At 70.8% G+C, this 17,353-nt stretch carries 19 protein-coding genes; 17 read left to right on the top strand and 2 right to left on the bottom strand.

What is annotated here, in order from left to right; translation table 11 throughout:
• Positions 1-2 precede the first annotated feature (2 nt).
• From INP52_RS05180 to INP52_RS05110, 16 genes are all read left to right on the top strand, one after another.
• On the top strand, positions 3-839 hold the full coding sequence (locus INP52_RS05180; protein ID WP_194369660.1) for a segregation and condensation protein A: 837 nt from the start codon (positions 3-5) through the stop codon (positions 837-839).
• A complete protein-coding gene (gene scpB / locus INP52_RS05175) occupies positions 832-1,545 on the top strand; it encodes an SMC-Scp complex subunit ScpB (protein WP_194369658.1) in 714 nt (237 codons plus the stop codon). The genes INP52_RS05180 and scpB overlap by 8 nt, the downstream gene beginning before the upstream one ends.
• Entirely contained in the window at positions 1,542-2,363 is an 822-nt protein-coding gene (locus INP52_RS05170) for a pseudouridine synthase (RefSeq protein WP_194369656.1), read from the top strand. Before scpB ends, INP52_RS05170 begins: the two co-directional genes overlap by 4 nt.
• Positions 2,360-3,058, top strand: a complete 699-nt coding sequence (locus INP52_RS05165; RefSeq protein WP_194369654.1) for a histidine phosphatase family protein — start codon at positions 2,360-2,362, stop codon at positions 3,056-3,058. The genes INP52_RS05170 and INP52_RS05165 overlap by 4 nt, the downstream gene beginning before the upstream one ends.
• Positions 3,055-3,768 carry a (d)CMP kinase gene (cmk, locus tag INP52_RS09915; RefSeq protein WP_232364348.1) on the top strand — a complete coding sequence of 238 codons (714 nt, stop codon included), beginning with the start codon at positions 3,055-3,057 and terminating at the stop codon, positions 3,766-3,768. The genes INP52_RS05165 and cmk overlap by 4 nt, the downstream gene beginning before the upstream one ends.
• Entirely contained in the window at positions 3,765-4,493 is a 729-nt protein-coding gene (locus tag INP52_RS09910) for a lysophospholipid acyltransferase family protein (RefSeq protein ID WP_228478262.1), read from the top strand. The genes cmk and INP52_RS09910 overlap by 4 nt, the downstream gene beginning before the upstream one ends.
• A gap of 4 nt (positions 4,494-4,497) precedes the next feature.
• The gene (ispH, locus tag INP52_RS05155) at positions 4,498-5,340 is read left to right on the top strand and encodes a 4-hydroxy-3-methylbut-2-enyl diphosphate reductase (protein ID WP_194369652.1); all 843 of its coding nucleotides are present in this window, start codon (positions 4,498-4,500) and stop codon (positions 5,338-5,340) included.
• Positions 5,341-5,518: 178 nt separating this feature from the next.
• Complete coding sequence (gene der, locus INP52_RS05150; RefSeq protein WP_194369650.1) at positions 5,519-6,847, top strand: ribosome biogenesis GTPase Der; 1,329 nt, start codon at positions 5,519-5,521, stop codon at positions 6,845-6,847.
• Complete coding sequence (locus INP52_RS05145; RefSeq protein ID WP_194369648.1) at positions 6,844-7,536, top strand: glycerol-3-phosphate acyltransferase; 693 nt, start codon at positions 6,844-6,846, stop codon at positions 7,534-7,536. The genes der and INP52_RS05145 overlap by 4 nt, the downstream gene beginning before the upstream one ends.
• Positions 7,533-8,576, top strand: a complete 1,044-nt coding sequence (locus INP52_RS05140) for an NAD(P)H-dependent glycerol-3-phosphate dehydrogenase (RefSeq protein ID WP_194369646.1) — start codon at positions 7,533-7,535, stop codon at positions 8,574-8,576. The genes INP52_RS05145 and INP52_RS05140 overlap by 4 nt, the downstream gene beginning before the upstream one ends.
• A complete protein-coding gene (rpe, locus tag INP52_RS05135; protein ID WP_194369644.1) occupies positions 8,576-9,253 on the top strand; it encodes a ribulose-phosphate 3-epimerase in 678 nt (225 codons plus the stop codon). Before INP52_RS05140 ends, rpe begins: the two co-directional genes overlap by 1 nt.
• Before the next feature lie 9 nt (positions 9,254-9,262).
• Positions 9,263-10,474 (top strand): cysteine desulfurase family protein, encoded by a 1,212-nt coding sequence (locus tag INP52_RS05130; protein WP_194369642.1) that lies wholly within the window; start codon positions 9,263-9,265, stop codon positions 10,472-10,474.
• On the top strand, positions 10,475-11,200 hold the full coding sequence (locus tag INP52_RS05125) for a zinc ribbon domain-containing protein (protein WP_194369640.1): 726 nt from the start codon (positions 10,475-10,477) through the stop codon (positions 11,198-11,200).
• The gene (gene coaBC / locus INP52_RS05120; RefSeq protein ID WP_194369638.1) at positions 11,197-12,420 is read left to right on the top strand and encodes a bifunctional phosphopantothenoylcysteine decarboxylase/phosphopantothenate--cysteine ligase CoaBC; all 1,224 of its coding nucleotides are present in this window, start codon (positions 11,197-11,199) and stop codon (positions 12,418-12,420) included. Before INP52_RS05125 ends, coaBC begins: the two co-directional genes overlap by 4 nt.
• On the top strand, positions 12,417-13,289 hold the full coding sequence (locus INP52_RS05115) for a deoxyribonuclease IV (protein WP_269747160.1): 873 nt from the start codon (positions 12,417-12,419) through the stop codon (positions 13,287-13,289). The genes coaBC and INP52_RS05115 overlap by 4 nt, the downstream gene beginning before the upstream one ends.
• Positions 13,289-15,091 carry an ABC-F family ATP-binding cassette domain-containing protein gene (locus INP52_RS05110; protein ID WP_194369635.1) on the top strand — a complete coding sequence of 601 codons (1,803 nt, stop codon included), beginning with the start codon at positions 13,289-13,291 and terminating at the stop codon, positions 15,089-15,091. The genes INP52_RS05115 and INP52_RS05110 overlap by 1 nt, the downstream gene beginning before the upstream one ends.
• A gap of 33 nt (positions 15,092-15,124) precedes the next feature.
• On the opposite strand, the gene INP52_RS05105 is transcribed toward INP52_RS05110, so the two are convergent.
• The gene (locus INP52_RS05105; RefSeq protein ID WP_194369633.1) at positions 15,125-15,436 is read right to left on the bottom strand and encodes an MGMT family protein; all 312 of its coding nucleotides are present in this window, start codon (positions 15,434-15,436) and stop codon (positions 15,125-15,127) included.
• 76 nt (positions 15,437-15,512) lie between these two features.
• Between INP52_RS05105 and INP52_RS05100 the strand changes: the two genes are divergently transcribed.
• Positions 15,513-16,070, top strand: coding sequence for a cysteine hydrolase family protein (locus INP52_RS05100; protein ID WP_194369631.1), 558 nt, complete (start codon positions 15,513-15,515; stop codon positions 16,068-16,070).
• A gap of 238 nt (positions 16,071-16,308) precedes the next feature.
• On the opposite strand, the gene INP52_RS05095 is transcribed toward INP52_RS05100, so the two are convergent.
• Complete coding sequence (locus INP52_RS05095) at positions 16,309-17,196, bottom strand: proline iminopeptidase-family hydrolase (protein ID WP_194369629.1); 888 nt, start codon at positions 17,194-17,196, stop codon at positions 16,309-16,311.
• Between the last annotated feature and the right edge of the window lie 157 nt (positions 17,197-17,353).

The raw sequence follows: 17,353 nt of genomic DNA, 5'->3' as shown, positions 1-17,353 counted from the left end.
CCATGTCCTACCGCGTGCGCACACAGAGCTGGTCGGGGCCCTTTGACCTCCTGCTCCAGCTCGTGACCAGGCAGAAGGTCACCATCGGGTCCATCTCGGTCTCCGAGGTCGCTAACCAGTACCTTGAGGAGGTCGAGCGCATGGCCGACCTCGACCTCGACGTGGCGAGCGACTTCGTCCTCGTCGCCTCGACGCTGCTCGAGATCAAGGCCGCCTCCCTCGTCCCCGACGAGCCGTCCCAGGCCGCGCGCGACCTCGACGACGAGGACGACGACCTCGAGGGGCTCTCCGCCGACGAGGCACGCGAGGTCCTCATCGCCCGGCTCGTTGCCTACAAGCAGTTCAGGGGGGCGGGCGCGGCCCTGGGGGCGCGCCTTACAGCCGAGGGGCGCATGACGGCGCGCACCGTGGGCCCCGACCCGGAGTTTCTGGGCCTCATGCCCGACTACCTCGAGGGGATCACCCTGCGCAGCCTCGCCGTCATCTGCGCCGACCTCGACGCCCGGCGCGAGACGGTCCTGCTCGAGGCCGAGCACATCGCCCCACGGCGCCTTCCGGTGGCGCTCACCATCGCCTCGGTGGATCGCCTCGTGCGCACCCGCGGCACCGCCACCTTCTCGGAGCTCCTCGACGGACAAGACGCGCCCGAGCTCGTGGTCGCCCACTTCCTGGCCGTCCTCGAGCTCTTCAAGCGCGGCCTGGTGAGCGTGAGGCAGGACGAGGCGTTCGGCGAGATGGAGCTCACGCACGTGGCGGGCGCGCCCGCCTACGAGCTTGACGAGTCCGTCCTCGCCGAGCTCGACGAGGACTACGAAGAGGGGGGAGACGCTCGTGCATGACCTCGAACGCATCGAATCGGGCTCGCTCAGGGGGCTGCTCGAGGCGCTTCTGCTCGTCTCCGACGACGCGGTGGCGGCCACGGACCTGGCGCGGGCCACGGGAGCGGCCCCCGGCGAGGTGGCCGGGGCCCTGGCCGAGCTCGCGGCCGAGTACTCCGACGCCAACCGCGGCTTCCAGCTGCGCGAGGTGGCCGGCGGGTGGCGCCTCTTCACGCACCCCGCCTACCATGACCAGGTGGCCGACTACGTTGTGTCCTGGGACACGCGACGGCTCTCGCAGGCCGCCCTCGAGACGCTCGCCGTCATCGCCTACCACCAGCCGGTCACGCGCGAGGGGGTCCGCGCGATCCGCGGCGTAAACTCGGACGGGGTTATCGGCTCGCTCAGGGAGAAGGGGCTCGTGCGCGAGGCGGGCCGCGACGCCGAGCGCGGCCAGGCGGTCCTCTACGGCACCACGCGGCAGTTCCTCGAGCGCTTCGGCCTCAAGGGCCTCTCCGAGCTGCCGCCCCTGGAGGACTTCGCCCCCGACGAGGAGTCGCGACGCTTCATCCGCGAGCGCCTGTCCGGCCGCTCGCTCTCCTCGACCCTCGAGGAGGCGGCCGCCGACATGGACGACGAGCGCGAGCTCATGGGCGAGGACTTCGAGGGCGACGACGTCGCTGGCGCCCCCGCGCAGGACGGCCCGTCTGCGGAGGGGCAGCGATGAGCGATCCCGTGCGCCCGGACGGTCGGTACCCCATGCGCCTGCAGCGCTACCTCGCCCGCGCGGGCGTGGCGAGCCGGCGCGGGTCCGAGCGGCTCATGAGCGAGGGGCGCGTGCGGGTGAACGGGGAGGTCGTGAGCGAGCTCGGCAGCAAGGTCGACCCCGCGCGCGACCTGGTCACGGTCGACGGGCGCGCCTGCACGATCGAGGAGCGGCCCTGCTACCTCATGCTCTACAAGCCGGCGGGCTACCTCACCACGATGAGCGACCCCCAGGGACGGCCCTGCGTGGCCGAGCTCGTGCCCACGCGCGCGCACCCGGGGCTGTTCCCGGTGGGCCGGCTTGACCTGGACACGACGGGGCTCCTGCTCTTCACGACCAACGGGGACGTGGGGCAGGAGCTCCTGCATCCCTCGCGTCACGTGAGCAAGCACTACGTCGCGCTCGTCTCGGGCACGCCCGACGAGCGCGGCCTCGAACGTCTCAGGGCAGGCGTCACGCTCGAGGACGGCCCCGCCGCCCCCGCCGAGGCCGAGCTCCTCGACGCGTCCGACCCGCTCTTCTCGCTCGTGGCGCCCCGCGGCCCCGGGCGCACGGGCGCCGGCGAGCCCAACGCCGTCGTGGGGCTCACGATTCACGAGGGCCGCAAGCACCAGGTCAAGAAGATGCTCATGGCGGTGGGCCATAGGGTGCTGCGCCTGCACCGAGACTCCTTCGGCCCCCTCGCGCTGTCCGACGTGGCCGAGGGGAACTATCGAACGCTTAACGACAACGAGGTCAGGGCCCTCGAGGGGCTCTGCGCAAGAGGGGAGAGGCAATGAGCGGCATGCCAGGAGACCAGGTGAGGCAGCGGGTGCTCTTCATGAGGCACCCCGAGACGGTCTCCAACACGGAGCACTTCTTCTCGGGCCGGCTCGAGGTGCCCCTGACCCCCCACGGGGAGCGGCAGCGCGAGCGCGGCGTCGATGCGCTCGTGGCCTTCTCGCCCGCGCGCATCTACTGCTCGCCGCTCTCCCGGGCGCGCGTCCTCGCCGAGAGGGCCGCCGACAGGCTCGAGGTGGAGTGCACGCCCCTGGACGACCTCCTCGAGCTCGACTTCGGCCCCCTCGAGGGCAAGAAGGTGCGGACCGCCCAAGACGAGGGCCTGCGCTTTCCCTGGCCCGTCGACGCGTCCGGCCGCTCGCAGCCTCCCGCGGGCGCCGAGTCCTTCGAGCACCTGCGCGAGCGCGCGCGGCGCGTCCTCGACCTGCTGCGCCCCCTGGAGGGCAGGACCGCCTGCGTCACGCACGGCGGCTACCTGCGCATGCTCATGGCGACGGCCTACGCCATCCCGACCTCGCGCTTCTGGGACATGCACATCCTGAACGTCTCCTCGCTCTACTTCACCTGCGACGGGTCCACCTTCGCCCTGGGCGGCTTCAACCTGTCGCCCGAGGAGGTCGTCGCCCACGCCACTCAGCCCAACGAATACGACACCCGCGACATATGGGGCGCGGGAAGAGGGGAGCTCTCATGATCGTCGCCCTGGACGGTCCCTCCGGATCGGGCAAGTCTTCCGTCGCGCGCGCCGTGGCCCGGCGCTGCGGCCTCACCTACCTCGACACCGGGGCGATGTATCGCAGCGTCGCCCTGGTCTGCCTCGAGCGCGGCGTGGACCCTGCCGACGAGGCGGCGGTCGCCGAGGCCGCGCGCGCCATAGACATAGAGTTCGGCGACGCCGCCGACGGCTCGCAGACCGTGCGCGCCAACGGGGCCGACGTCACGGCCGCCATCCGCACGCCCGAGGTGGAGCGCGCCGTCTCCCGGGTCTCGGCTGTGCCGGAGGTGCGCGAGGTCATGGTTGCCCTGCAGCGCCGGGCCGGCGCGCACGGCGACGTGGTGGCTGAGGGTCGCGACATCGGGACCGTGGTGTTTCCCGCCGCCGACGTCAAGGTCTTCCTCACGGCGAGCCCCGAGGCGCGCGCCAGGAGGCGCGCCGTGCAGCGCACGGGCAGAAACCTCGCCGAGGACGCCGGTGCCGTCGCCGACGCCGAGGAGGAGAGGAGGGTCCTCGCCGACCTCGTGCGGCGCGACGCCTACGACTCCACGCGCGAGGCCTCGCCCCTGCGCCCGGCCGACGACGCCTGCCGCATCGACTCCTCGGACCTCACCTTCGAGGAGGTCGTCGACAAGATCGTGGCGCTCTCGCCCGAGCTGGCGGTCCGCGCCGCCGAGGAGCGCTCATGAGCGCGCCCGCTGCCCCGTCGAAACCCCTGCGCGCCTTTGCGGGAAACACCTACGACGACTACTACGACTCCGCGATGGCCGACTTCCCGCTGCCGGGACGGCTACTCGCCGGCTTCGTGGTCTGGCTGCTCTGGGGCCTCACCAAGCTCCTGTGGCCCTGGAGGGTCGAGGAGGCCGAGCTCCTGTTCGACGACGCGCGCGGACGCGTGGTCATCATGAACCACGAGTCCATGCTCGACCCGGTGATCGCCGTCACGACGATGCTCCGAGCCGGCGTGAGCGTGCGGACCGTCTACAAGGGGGACTTTGACAGGATTCGTCCCGCGACCTGGGTCTTCTCGCGTCTGGGCGGCTTTCCCGTCTCGCGCGGCTCGGCGGACATGAAGGCCGTCCGCAGGGCGCGTGCGTCCCTCATGCGCGGTGAGTGCGTTCTCATCTACCCCGAGGGGACGCGCGTGCGCGACGACGCCGAGGCCGAGGTCCACGGCGGCTACGCCCTCATGGCGCAGCTCGCAAAGGCCCCCGTCCAGCCCGTCGCCCTCATCGGGGCGCGTCACCTGCACTTCAGGAAGCGCGTCTTCGCGCGCGTCGGGGAGCCGATCGAGTGGTCCGAGCTCTCCTCGTCCAAGCGCAGGGAGCAGGCCGACGAGATGGAGGAGCGTGGCATGCGACGCGTCTACGAGCTGCGCGACGAGCTGCGCGCGGCGCACCCCGGGACGGAGTGAGTCGATGGCGCCCCGGATTCTCATAGCCCGCGAGGCGGGCGCCTGCTACGGCGTGGAGCGTGCCCTGGAGATGGTCGATGGCGCCGCCGAGGGGCTCGGTCGCGTCCACACGCTGGGCCCACTCATCCACAACCCGCGTGTGGTCGCCGACCTCGCCGCCAGGGGGGTCTCGGTCGTCTCGAGCCCCGAGGGGGCAAGGGGCGACACCCTCCTTCTGCGCACGCACGGCACCTCCCCCGACGAGGAGGCCCGAGCCCGCGCGCTGTGCGCGCGCGTCCTGGACGCCACGTGCCCCTTCGTCAAGAAGGCGCACGTGGCCGCCGCGCGCCTCGCCTCCGAGGGCTACCAGGTCGTCGTCGTGGGGGAGGCGGGCCACCCGGAGGTCGAGGCCACGCTGGCCCACGCCCCCGGCGCCGTGGTGGTGGGTTCGGCCGACGAGGCCCGCGCCCTGCCGGAGCTGCGCCGGGTCGGCGTGGTCGTGCAGACCACTGCACGCCAGGCCCTTCTGGCCGAGGTCGTGGGGGCGCTCGTCGGGCGCGCCGAGGAGGTGCGCGTGATCAACACGATCTGCGAGGCGACCTCGGGGCACCAGGAGGCGACCGACGAGCTCGCGCGCGAGGCCGACGTCATGGTGGTGATCGGCGGGCGCATCTCGGCCAACACGACGCGCCTCGCCGAGATATCCGCCGCGCGCTGCCCCAGGACCCATCACGTCGAGGGTGCCGACGAGCTCGAGGCCTCCTGGTTCGAGGGCGCCCAGACCATCGGCATCACCGCCGGCGCGAGCACGCCCGCCTCCCAGATCGAGGCCGTGCGCGAGCGCGTCGAGGAGCTCGTGGGGGCCTGAGCTTCGTGTTTTTCTCGTCCGGCGACTACGGTCCGCCCAGGGCGGCCATGGGCTCCCTACAGGGGAGAACGGGGGTCGCAGGCGAGGTGTGGGCCGTGGGTTGCCTGGGTCTCTCGCCCCTCTCGCCTCGGGTGCGCGTGCTAGACTTTTCACACCAATGGAATAGCGAGGAGTATTCATGCCCAAGCCCGTAGTCGCCGTGGTCGGCCGACCCAACGTCGGAAAGTCCACGCTTGTCAACCGAATCGCGGTCACGCGCGAGGCCATCGTCCATGAGTCTCGCGGCGTCACGCGCGACCGCTCCTACCACGACGCGGACTGGAACGGCCGCGACTTCGCCCTCATCGACACCGGCGGCATCGAGTCCGTCAAGTCTACCGACATCTTTGCCCCGCACATCCGCGAGCAGGCCCTCATCGCCTGCGAGGAGGCCGACGTCATCGTCTTCGTGGTGGACGGCTCGACCGGCGTCACCGACGAGGACGAGGAGGTCGCCCGCATCGTCCGCCGCCAGGATAAGCCCGTCTTCCTGGTCGTCAACAAGAGGGACGACCCCTCGACCGAGACCGACGGCCTGTGGGACTTCTACGCCCTGGGCGTGGGCGAGCCCCGCCCCCTGTCCGCGACCCACGGCCACGGCACGGGAGACCTCCTCGACGAGATCGTGGCCGCGCTGCCCGAGTCCGCCGACGAGCCGGACGACGACACGCTCTCCGTGGCCATCGTCGGCCGGCCCAACGTGGGCAAGAGCTCTTTGGCTAACCGCCTCGCCAACAAGAAGCGCTCGATCGTCTCGGACGTCGCGGGCACCACGCGCGACTCCATCGACTCGCTCATCGAGTGGAAGGGCCGCCCCATCCGCCTCGTGGACACGGCGGGCATGCGCAAGAAGTCCCAGGTGCACGAGGACGTCGAGTACTACAGCCTCGTGAGGGGCCTTCAGGCCATCGACCGCTCGGACGTGTGCCTGCTCGTCGTCGACGCCACGGTGGGCGTGACCGAGCAGGACCAGAAGGTCGCCGGCATGGCCATCGACCGGGGCTGCGCCGTCGTCTTGGTCCTCAACAAGTGGGACCTCGTCGAGACCGATCAGGGCCGCGACGAGGTCGTGAGCTCGATCGCCCAGCGCCTCTCCTTCGCCTCCTGGATTCCCACCGTCAACGTCTCCGCTCTCACCGGGCGGGCCACCGACAAGGTCCTCGGCCTCGCCGTGACGGCCGCCGAGGCGCGCGCCTCCCAGCTCAAGACCTCCCAGCTCAACGACCTTCTCGCCCAGATCCGCGAGAGCGGCTACACCAAGAGCGAGAAGGGCCGTCGCCTCAAGATGATGTACGCCACGCAGACCGGCTCCAAGCCGCCCCAGATATCGGTGTGGTGCAACGCCCCCGACCTCGTGGACGACAACTTCGAGCGCTTCGTCGAGAACCGGCTGCGCGGGCGCTTCGACCTCACGGGCACGCCGGTGCGCCTGAGGTTTCGCAAGAAGGCGGAGGGGGGGGAGCGATGAGCGCACTCGGGCTCTGGACGGCCGTCTTCACCTTCGTCTCCTACTTCGTGTGCGGCATACCGTTTGGCCTCATCATCGCGCACGCCACGGGCCACGTCGACGTGAGGCGCACGGGGTCGGGCAACATCGGGACCACCAACGTGGCGCGCTCGGTGGGCAAGGGGGCCGCCGCCCTGACCCTTCTGTGCGACGTGTCCAAGGGCCTGGTCTGCATGCTCGTGGCGCGCCACGCCATAGCGGCCTTCGCCCTGGCCGGCGACGTGTCCGCCCTCGACCATCGGACGCTGTTCGGCTGCAGCATGTCCGTGGTCTTCCTCGGCTGCGTGCTCGGACACGTCTTCTCGCCCTACCTGCACTTTCATGGCGGGAAGGGCATCGCGGTGGGCTTCGGGGCCGCGCTCGGGCTCTGGTGGCCCGTCGCGGTGGGGCTGCTCGCGGTCTTCATCGTCTTTGTGGTGCCCACGCGCTACGTCTCGCTCGGCTCTCTCGCCGCGGCGGTCTCGCTGCCCGTCTGGTGCGCGGTCCTTGGCTTTCCCGCCCCCTCGCTCGTGCCCGTCGTGACCGTGGCCGCAGCCGTGGTCTGGGCGCACCGTGAGAACGTGGGCAAGCTGGCTCGGGGCGAGGAGCACCGCTTCTCGTTTCACAGGTCCGGCGAGGGAGCCGGGAAGGGCGAGGGGGGTCGTCGATGAGCGCGCAGGTTGCCAGGCGCGTGGCCGTCATAGGGTCCGGCTCATGGGGCACCGCCCTGTCGGGGCTGCTCGCGGAGCAGGTCGGGGAGGTGCGCCTGTGGTGCCGCAGCGCGCGGGTGGCCGAGGCCATAGGAGCCACGCGGAGAAACCCGCGCCACCTCACGGACTACGAGCTGCCGAGCGGCGTCCATGCCACTGCGGACGCCGCAGAGGCCCTCGAGGGCGCCGAGGCCGTCATCTTGGCTCTGCCGTCGTCCTACCTGCGCGACGCCTGCCGCATGATCTCCCCCCTCGTGGACGCGAAGGCTCCCGTGCTCGTGCTCACCAAGGGCGTCGAGCGCGGCACCAACGAACTCATGGCCGACGTCGCCGCCACCGAGCTGGGCGGAGCGTGGCGCGTGGCCGTGCTGTCGGGGCCCAACCACGCCGAGGAGGTCTGCCTCGGCAAGCTCGCGGCGGCCGTGCTCGCCGCGCGCGACGCCGACGTGGCCGAGCGCCTGCGTGCGCTTCTCGTCAGCCCGTCCTTTCGGGTCTACGTGAGCGAGGACGTCGTGGGCGTCGAGGTCTGCGGCGCGGTCAAGAACGTCATCGCCATCGCCTGCGGCGTGGCGGCGGGCCTGGGCGCCGGGGACAACACGCTCGCCGTCCTCATGACGCGCGGCCTGGCCGAGATAGGCCGCGTCGCGGCGGCCCTGGGCAGCGACCCGCTCACCCCGATGGGCCTCGCGGGCATGGGCGACCTCGTGGCCACCTGCACCTCGGAGCACTCGCGTAACCGCACCTTTGGCGAGGCCCTCGTGGCCGGTGAGACCCTCGCCGCCTACGAGGAGCGCACCGGCATGGTCGTCGAGGGCGCGCGCGCCGCCCAGAGCGTGCTCGCCCTCGCCCGCGGCCTGCGCGTCGCGGCCCCCATCACCGAGGCGGTCAACGCCGTCCTGCACGAGGGGCTGCCCGTCGCCGACGCCATCGACGGCCTCTTGGGCCGTCGCCCGGGCGAGGAGTTCTACGGAATGGCATTCCAAGACAAGGAGAACCACTGATGCTAGAAGATGTCAAGATTGCGCCCTCGGTGCTCTCCGCCGACTTCATGCACCTCGCTGACGAGCTCGCCGACATACGCGACGCCGACTACGTCCACTTCGATGTCATGGACGGGCACTTCGTGCCCAACCTGACCTTTGGCCCGGACGTCCTGCGCGCCGTCAAGGGTGCCTGCGAGCTGCCCGTCGACGCCCATCTCATGATCTCCAACCCCGACGAGATGCTCCCCAGCTACCTCGACGCCGGGGCGGACCTCGTCTCCTTCCAGTACGAGGCCACCGCCCATGCCAACCGGCTCGTCGCCCTCATCCACGACCACGGGGCCAGGGCCTCGATCGCCCTGAACCCCGCGACGCCCGTGGGCATGCTCGAGTCGATCATCGACGAGCTCGACATGGTCCTCGTCATGACCGTGAACCCGGGCTTCGGCGGCCAGAGCTACCTCCCCTCGTCGACCAAGAAGCTCCGCCAGCTGCGCCGCCTGTGCGACGAGCACGGTGTGCGCCCGCTCATCGAGGTCGATGGCGGCATCTCCGCCCGAAACGCCGCCGAGGTCACGTGCGCCGGCGCCAACGTCTTGGTGGCGGGCAGCGCCGTCTTTGGCGTCCAGGACCGCCCGGCCGCCATCGCGGCCATCAGGAAGGCGGGCCTCACGGGCACCGCCAAGAAGGCCTAGGCGAGCCGGGTGCCACACAAGATCGTCTATCTGGACTACGCGGCCTCCGCCCCCGCCCGACCCGAGTCGCTCGCGGCCGAGCGCTCCTACGAGGAGGGGCCTCTGGCCGGTGCCAACCCGAACTCCCTGCACACCCTGGGCCGCGAGGCGGCGCGCGCCCTCGACGGCGCGCGCGCCGAGCTCGCCCGCTGCCTCGGCGGGGGCTTTCGCCCCGCTGACGTGACCTTCACCTCGGGCGGAACCGAGTCGAACAACCTCGCCGTGATCGGGCTGGCCGAGGGCGCGCGCGCCCGCGCTGCCCGCAGGAGGACGGTCGTGCTCTCGGCCATCGAGCATGACTCGGTCCTCGACCTCGTGGGGCCCCTGCGCGAGCGCGGCTTCGAGGTCGCGCTCGCCCGTCCCGGCTCCGACGGCGTCGTGCGCGCCGAGACCGTCCGCGCCCTGGTCGACGAGGACTGCGCGCTCGTCTCGGTCATGGCCGCCAACAACGAGACCGGCGTCCTGCAGAGCGTAGACGAGCTCGCCCGCGTTGCGCACGACGCCGGGGCGCTCTTCCACACCGACGCCGTCCAGGCCTTCTGTCGCGTGCCCCTCGACCTCTCCCGCGCCGACGCCGTGAGCGTGGCCGCCCACAAGCTCGGCGGCCCCGTCGGCGTGGGCGCACTCGCCGTGCGCGGGCGATTCCCCCTGCGCCCGCTCAGCTTTGGCGGCGGGCAGGAGCTGGGCCGTCGCGCGGGCACCCAGGACGTGCGCGGCGCGCTCGCCTTCGCGGCCGTTGTGCGCTCCACGAGCGCCACGCTCGACCAGACCCGCGCCACCGTCGCCGGACGGGCGCAGGCCCTCTACGAGCGCCTTTGCGCCACGGGAAGCGGCATCGCGCCCACGACCACGGTCGTCGTCGACGCGGGGAGGCTGCCCGGCATCGTGAGCGTCGTCGTGGACGGCCTGGACTCCGAGACCCTGATCCTCGAGCTCGACCAGGCCGGCTTCGAGGTCTCCGCCGGATCGGCCTGCTCGTCGGGCTCGCTCGACGCGAGCCACGTGCTGCGCGCGATGGGCATGGCCCGCGGGCGCGCCCTGGGCTCCCTGCGCATCTCGTTCGACGAGCGCGTGGATCCCCGTGACCTCGAGCTCTTTGCCGACGCCCTTCTCGCCATCGTTTCACGCCACCGCAGCGCGCGCAGGACCGGGCGCGCCCGAAAGACCCAAGGAGAACACTGAATGAGCGAAGCAGAAGCCCTCATGAACCTCCAGGACCTCGATCTGAGGCTCCTCAGGAGCGCCTCGACGCTCGCCTCGATGCCCCAGCAGAAGAGGCTCAAGACGATCGCGCTTGCGCGCAAGAAGGTCACGAGCGAGCTCACCAGGATCGTCGGGCAGCGCAAGGACGCCCAGATCGACATCGACGACGCCGAGGCCGCCCTCGCGCACTACCGCGAGAGGACCGCCGAGGTCCAGCTCGCCGCTGAGGCCGAGGCCCTCACCCATCGCGAGCTCGCGGGCTTCGAGCAGCAGCTCACCTCGCTCGCCAAGCGCGTCGAGAAGTGCGCCTTCTCGCTTCCCTCCCTGCGCGAGCGCCTCGGGCGCCTCGAGCGCGCCGAGGAGAACGCCCGCCTCACCCTGGAGAAGCTCGACGCCCAGGCGGCCGTCACCCAGGAGGCGCTCGACGAGGGATCAGCGGGGCTCAGGGCCCAGATCGTGACGCTCTCCCGCGAGCGCGCCGCCGAGGCAGCGCTCCTCTCGTCGGAGCACTTGGCCTCCTACGAGGTCGCGCGCAAGCGCTTCGGGGGCCTCGCGGTCGAGCGGCTCCACGGCAACGTGCCCACGGTCTGCCGCGTCAAGCTCCAGCCGAGCCAGTTCCACGACCTCATGGTCGGCGACGAGATTACGACGTGCCCCTACTGCCATCGCATGCTCGTCACCTCCGAGGGGGTCGAGGGCGCATGAGCGAGCGAGCCCCAGAGCCCGAGCGCGGGCGCGTCCTTCTGGCCGTCTGCGGCGGCATCGCGGCGTATAAGGCCTGCGAGGTGCTGCGCGGCCTCCAGAAGGCCGGCTGCGAGGTGCGGGTCACGATGAGCGCGGACGCCGAGCGCTTCGTGGGGCCGGTCACCTTCGAGGCGCTCTCGGGGGCCCCCGTGGCCGACGACCTCTACGCCTACCCGGGCTCACCGATCCCGCACATCGAGCTCGCCGAGTGGGCCGAGCTCGCGCTCGTCGTCCCCGCCACGGCCAACGTCATGGCCAAGATGGCGGCGGGCGTGGCCGACGACTGCCTCACCACGACCCTTTTGGCCGCCGCGTGCCCCGTCCTGGTGGCGCCGGCCATGAACGTGCACATGTGGGAGAACCCGGCGACCCAGGCCAGCGTCGCCACCCTCGCCGCGCGCGGCGTGTCCCTGGTGACGCCCGTCTCGGGGCGCCTGGCCTGCGGCGACGTGGGCTCGGGCAAGCTCGCCGACGTCGATGACATCGTCGCGGCGGCGCTCGCGTCCCTCGGGCGCGCGGGCATGCGTGACCTCGCGGGCGCGCGCCTCGTCATCACCGCCGGGCCCACCCACGAGGCGATCGACCCCGTCCGCTATCTCGCCAACGCCTCGACCGGCAAGATGGGCTACGCGATCGCGGCCGTCGCTGCCGCGCGCGGGGCTCAGGTGACGCTCGTCTCGGGGCCCACCTCTCTTTGCGCCCCCGCCGGCGTCAGGCGCACGGACGTGGTCTCGGCCGCCCAGATGCACGCCGCCGCCCATGCCGCGTTCGAGGACGCCGACGCCGCCGTGTGCTGCGCCGCCGTGGCCGACTACACGCCGGCAGCCCCCGCCGACCACAAGCTCAAGAAGTCCGCGGAGCCGCTCCACGCCCTCGAGCTCGTCCAGACCGCCGACATCCTCGCCGACCTCTGCGCCCGCAAGGGGGACCGAGTGGTGGTGGGCTTTGCCGCCGAGACGGACGACCTCCTGGCCCACGCGTCCCAGAAGCTGCGCTCCAAGGGCGCCGACCTCATCGTGGCCAACGACGTCTCGCGCGCCGACTCCACCTTTGGCTCCGACACGAGCCGCGTGGCCCTGGTCTCGGCCTCGGGTGTTGAGCAGCACGAGACCCTGCCGCTCGCGCAGGTGGCCGACCTCGTCTGCGACCGCGTGCGCGACCTCCTGGGGGCGCGCGCATGAGCGACGCGACCCTCACGACCCCTATGGTGCCCACGCTCGGCTGCCACCTCTCCGTGGCGCGCGGCTACGCGGCCATGGGGGCCGACGCGGTCTCCATCGGTGCCACCACCTTCGCCTTCTTCACGAGAAACCCGCGCGGGGGCAACGCGCGCGCCCTGGACCCCGCAGACGTGGACGGGCTTCGGGCCCTCATGTCCGAGCACGGCTTCGGCCGGCTCGTCGCGCACGCGCCCTACACGATGAACCTCTGCTCCCAGAAGCCCGAGACCATCGACTTCGCGCGACGCGCGATGGCGGGCGACCTCGAGCGCCTGGAGTCCCTGCCGGGAAACTACTACAACTTCCACCCCGGCAGTCACGTTGGCCAGGGGGCCGAGGAGGGCATCCGCCTCATCTGCCAGGGCCTGAACGAGGTCCTGGACCCCGGCCAGGCTACGACCGTCCTGCTTGAGACCATGGCGGGCAAGGGCACCGAGGTCGGGCGCAGCTTCGAGGAGCTCGCGCGCATCATCGACGGCACGGACCACGACGAGCTTCTCGGCGTGTGCCTGGACACCTGCCACGTCTCTGACGCGGGCTACGACATAGCCTCCGACCTCGACGGCGTGCTCGACGAGTTCGACCGCGTGATCGGCCTCGGGCGCCTTCGCGCCCTGCACCTGAACGACTCCAAGAACCCCATGGGCGCCCACAAGGACCGCCACGAGAAGATTGGCCTGGGCACGCTTGGCACCCCGACCTTCGCGGCCGTCATGACCAGCCCGCGGCTGGCCGGCCTGCCCATGATCCTGGAGACCCCCAACGACCTCGCGGGCTATGCGGCCGAGATCGCCCTTCTGCGCCGCATGGCGGCAGGGGAGGCGGTCTAGTGGGCATCCTCATCGGGCTCGAGCGCGTGAGCCACGAGTGGCCCGGCAAGCCCGTCCTGGTTGACCAGTCCATGGGCATCGACGAGGGCGACCGCATCGGCGTGGTGGGCAGAAACGGCGACGGCAAGTCGACGCTGCTGCGCATCGCGGGGCACCTCCTCGAGCCGGACGCGGGCTCGGTCACCTGGCGCGGCAACCTCACCGTGGGCTGTCTCGGCCAGGGCGACTCCCTCGACGACGACTCGACCGTGGGCCGTGCCGTGGTGGGTGACGTGCCCGACTACGTCTGGGCCTCCGACGCGCGCATCCGCCGCATCGTGGACGAGCTCATCGGCGACCTCGACTGGGACGCGCCGGTGGGCGAGCTCTCCGGCGGTCAGCGCCGCCGCTGCGACCTGGCACGCCTGCTCGCGGGCGACTACGACGTCCTGCTCATGGACGAGCCCACCAACCACCTCGACCTGCGCGCGATCGAGTGGCTCGCCGACCATCTGCGCACCCGCTGGCCCGAGGGCCAGGGCGCCCTCATCGTGGTCACCCATGACCGCTGGTTTCTGGACGAGGTCTGCGAGCGCATGTGGGAGGTCCACGACCGTCGGATCGAGCCGTTCGAGGGCGGCTACTCCGCCTACGTGCAGCAGCGCGTCGAGCGTGACTGTCAGGCGGCCGCCACCGAGGAGCGCCGCCAGAACACCCTACGCAAGGAGCTCAACTGGCTCTCCCACGGCGCCCAGGCCCGCTCGAGCAAGCCGAAGTTCCGTATCGACGCCGCCCGTGCCCTCATCGCGAACGACCCGCCGCTGAGAAACCCGCTCGAGCTCAGGCGCCTCGCCGTGAGCCGGCTGGGCAAGCAGGTCATCGAGATGGACCGCGTGACGTTCGCCTACCCGGACGCCACGCCGATCGTGGAGGGCCTCGACTGGCTCATCGGGCCCGGGGACCGCTACGGCATCCTCGGCGCCAACGGGGCCGGAAAGTCCACGCTGCTGCGCCTCATGACGGGACGCCTGGCTCCCACCGCGGGCACGGTCAAGATCGGGGCCTCGGTGCGCTTCGGGTGGATGTCGCAGCATCTCGACGCCCTCTCCCAGAAGGAGGACTGGCGCGTCCTGGAGGTTCTCGCGCGCTACAGGCGCAGCTACGTCGTGGGCGGCAAGGAGCAGAGCCCTACGCAGCTCGCAGAGGGCCTCGGCTTCGAGCAGCGCGAGCTCCAGAGCTTCGTGCGCGACCTGTCCGGTGGCCAGCGCCGCCGCCTGGCCCTGCTCTGCGTGATCCTCGACGAGCCCAACGTGCTCGTCCTCGACGAGCCGGGAAACGACCTGGACACGGACATGCTCGCCGTCATGGAGGACCTGCTCGACGGCTGGCCCGGGACGCTGCTGCTGGTGAGCCACGACCGCTACCTCATGGAGCGCGTGACCGACGACCAGTTCGCCCTCGTGGACGGCCGGGTGCGCCACGTGCCCGGCGGCGTGGACGAGTACCTGCGGCTGCTCGAGGAGTATGCGGAGGGCGCCGACGAGAGGCCCGTCTCCGCACCACACGCGGGCGCGACCCCGAAGCCGTCCGGCCTCACCAACGTCGAGCGCCGCGAGCTCAAGAAGCGCTTCGACGCCGTGGGCCGCAGGCTCGAGAAGGTCCAGGGAGCGCCCGACGAGCTGCGCGCGAGGATGGCGGAGGTTTCCGCGACGGACTACGCGGCCCTCATGGACGCCCAGGCCGAGCTCGACCGCGCCCTGTCCGAGATAGACGACCTCGAGTCCGAGTGGCTCGAGCTCTCCGACGAGCTCGGCATCGAGTAGGAGGGGGGCGCGATGCACGCGGCAGGGGCTTCCTCACGCCTCCCAGGCGCAGCGATCCATGTCCACTCGTCCGTTCGGCAGAAAGCTCACGCCCTCGCCCTCGAGCAGGCGGCGCTGCTCGTCCGGCCCGCCGAAGGCGAAGCCGGGCGCGAGCGAGCCATCCTTGAAGACCACGCGGTGGCAGGGGACGCCCCCGGCCATGCCGGGGCTCGCGTGCAGGGCGAAGCCCACGAAGCGCGCCTTTCTTGGCTCGCCGAGCATGCGGGCCACCTGCCCGTAGGACGCGACCCGTCCCTCGGGGACCTGCCTGACCACCTCGTAGGTGCGCTCGAAAAGGGAATCCACGGCTACGGCCTCGCTCTCGTCTTGGGTGCGTGCCCACTCAGGCTACCATGGAACCACATCAAGCGAGGAGGAAGCCATGCAGCTGGACAGGGACGTCTGCGCCCTTCTGGTCATCGATGCGATCGAGGCCGTCGACGACGATAGGGTCTACGACCCGGACACGGCCACGAGGGCCTATCGCGCCCAGGTCGCGCGCACCGTGGCAGCCTGCCACCGGGCGGGCGTTCCCGTCATCTTCTGCAACGACGAGCATGTCAGGGGGCTTGACCACGAGCTCGATCTCTGGGGCGAGCACGGCATCGCGGGCCGCACGCGCATCTTCGGCGAGATCGAGGTGGGGCAGGGCGACCTCGTGATCCCCAAGCGTCGCTACTCGGGCTTCTTCCAGACCGACCTCGACCTTACCCTGCGAGAGCTGGGCACAAGGACCGTCATCGCCGTGGGCGCCGACACCAACATCTGCGTCCTGCACACCCTGGCCGATGCCTTCTTCAACAACTACGCCTCCGTCGTGGTCTCCGACGCCACGATGACCTTCCTCTGCGGCACGCAGGACTTCGCGCTCGAGCACTGCGAGAGGTGCTACGGCTCCGCGATCTGCACGGTGGCCGAGCTCGAGGGCGCCCTGGCGTAGGCTTTCCTCTTCGGCTTGCCCTCAGAGGTCCTTCCCGTCGTGGACCCCGTTGCGGATCCCCTCGCCGATTGGGGCACTTTTTTGATGCTCATGGCCTTCTCGCCAGCGCCCAACAGGCCTTTTGTCAGACGAGAAGGCCGCGAATCTCGCCTTGAGCCTGTATCACATCAAGAAGTAGCCCCAATCGGCAAGAGCCGAGAAGCGAGGGTCGAGAAACGCGACGAAGCGAAAGCCGCCCCTACTCGTGGCGGGTGACGAACCGCTCGACGGTCTCGTTGTAGAGGTCGGGGAACTCGACGTTGCACAGGTGCGTACCGTCCTCGATGAGCAGCCACTCCTCGGCGTTGGGCAGGCGGTCGTAGAACTCCTTGGCGATGAGCGGGGTGCACTCGTCGAACTCGCCGGAGATGACCAGGGCTGGCTGGGTGACGTCCTTCAGCTGGTCCTCGACGTCGTAGGTCCTGAGGTTGCCGGTGAACACGAACTCGCTCGCGCCCTGCATCTCCTGGTAAGCGGGGCCCGTCTGCGAGAAGCTCCTCTTGACGCTTTCGGGCCAGTCCTTGGGGTCCAGCGAGCAGACGTGGCGGCGATAGAACTCGTCACCGGCGGCCTGGGCTGCGGAGGAGTCGTAGTCGCCGGTCCGGTCGGCCTCGTCGAGGGCCGCGCGCATCTCGGGCGGAAGCAGGCCCTTGAGCTTGCCGGCCTCCCTGATCCAGAGCTTGGCGCTCGGAAGCCCGGAGGAGACGACGATGGAGGCGACGCCCACGGGCTTCTCTTGCAGCAGGTAGAGGAGCATCAGGACGGTGCCCCACGACTGTCCGAGGATGTGGAGACGCTCGAGGCCCAGGGTCTCGCGAACGACCTTGAGCTCCTCCACGAACAGCTGCGCGTCGTAGCGCAGGGCGCCCTCGGGCACCGTGGACCTGCCGCAGCCGATCTGGTCGTAGTAGATGACCTGCCTGCCGCCCTCGGCCAGCGGGTCCAGGCTCTCCATGTAGTCGTGCGGCATGCCGGGCCCGCCGTTGAGGACGAGCAGAGGCAGCCTGCCGGGGTCATTCTCGCCGACGATGCAGTAGTGGGTCTGATAGCCCCTGAACGCGACGCTGCCCTCTGTGATCTTGGCCATGATGCTCCTTACCTGGAAGCCGGAAGTTGCCCCAGTATACCAGCGAGCTTGCGCGCGATCGGCGATTGAGCTCCACGTCAGGATTGGGGAGCATCTTTGACATTGTTGCCGAGAAAGTCAAGTTCTTGTCAGCGTTTTCCCAGTTGGCGAGAAGGAC

The organism is Thermophilibacter immobilis (genome assembly GCF_015277515.1).
Taxonomy (GTDB): Bacteria; Actinomycetota; Coriobacteriia; order Coriobacteriales; family Atopobiaceae; genus Thermophilibacter; species Thermophilibacter immobilis.
This window is presented reverse-complemented; position numbering and strand designations above follow the sequence as displayed.

What these genes read in the sequence shown, in the direction of transcription:
- INP52_RS05180 (WP_194369660.1), top strand. Translation starts at nt 3, where the DNA reads ATGTCCTACCGCGTGCGCACACAGAGCTGGTCGGGGCCCTTTGACCTC.
- INP52_RS05170 (WP_194369656.1), top strand. Translation starts at nt 1,542, where the DNA reads ATGAGCGATCCCGTGCGCCCGGACGGTCGGTACCCCATGCGCCTGCAG.
- INP52_RS05165 (WP_194369654.1), top strand. Translation starts at nt 2,360, where the DNA reads ATGAGCGGCATGCCAGGAGACCAGGTGAGGCAGCGGGTGCTCTTCATG.
- cmk (WP_232364348.1), top strand. Translation starts at nt 3,055, where the DNA reads ATGATCGTCGCCCTGGACGGTCCCTCCGGATCGGGCAAGTCTTCCGTC.
- INP52_RS09910 (WP_228478262.1), top strand. Translation starts at nt 3,765, where the DNA reads ATGAGCGCGCCCGCTGCCCCGTCGAAACCCCTGCGCGCCTTTGCGGGA.
- ispH (WP_194369652.1), top strand. Translation starts at nt 4,498, where the DNA reads ATGGCGCCCCGGATTCTCATAGCCCGCGAGGCGGGCGCCTGCTACGGC.
- der (WP_194369650.1), top strand. Translation starts at nt 5,519, where the DNA reads ATGCCCAAGCCCGTAGTCGCCGTGGTCGGCCGACCCAACGTCGGAAAG.
- INP52_RS05145 (WP_194369648.1), top strand. Translation starts at nt 6,844, where the DNA reads ATGAGCGCACTCGGGCTCTGGACGGCCGTCTTCACCTTCGTCTCCTAC.
- INP52_RS05140 (WP_194369646.1), top strand. Translation starts at nt 7,533, where the DNA reads ATGAGCGCGCAGGTTGCCAGGCGCGTGGCCGTCATAGGGTCCGGCTCA.
- rpe (WP_194369644.1), top strand. Translation starts at nt 8,576, where the DNA reads ATGCTAGAAGATGTCAAGATTGCGCCCTCGGTGCTCTCCGCCGACTTC.
- INP52_RS05125 (WP_194369640.1), top strand. Translation starts at nt 10,475, where the DNA reads ATGAGCGAAGCAGAAGCCCTCATGAACCTCCAGGACCTCGATCTGAGG.
- coaBC (WP_194369638.1), top strand. Translation starts at nt 11,197, where the DNA reads ATGAGCGAGCGAGCCCCAGAGCCCGAGCGCGGGCGCGTCCTTCTGGCC.
- INP52_RS05115 (WP_269747160.1), top strand. Translation starts at nt 12,417, where the DNA reads ATGAGCGACGCGACCCTCACGACCCCTATGGTGCCCACGCTCGGCTGC.
- INP52_RS05100 (WP_194369631.1), top strand. Translation starts at nt 15,513, where the DNA reads ATGCAGCTGGACAGGGACGTCTGCGCCCTTCTGGTCATCGATGCGATC.
- INP52_RS05095 (WP_194369629.1), bottom strand. Translation starts at nt 17,196, where the DNA reads ATGGCCAAGATCACAGAGGGCAGCGTCGCGTTCAGGGGCTATCAGACC.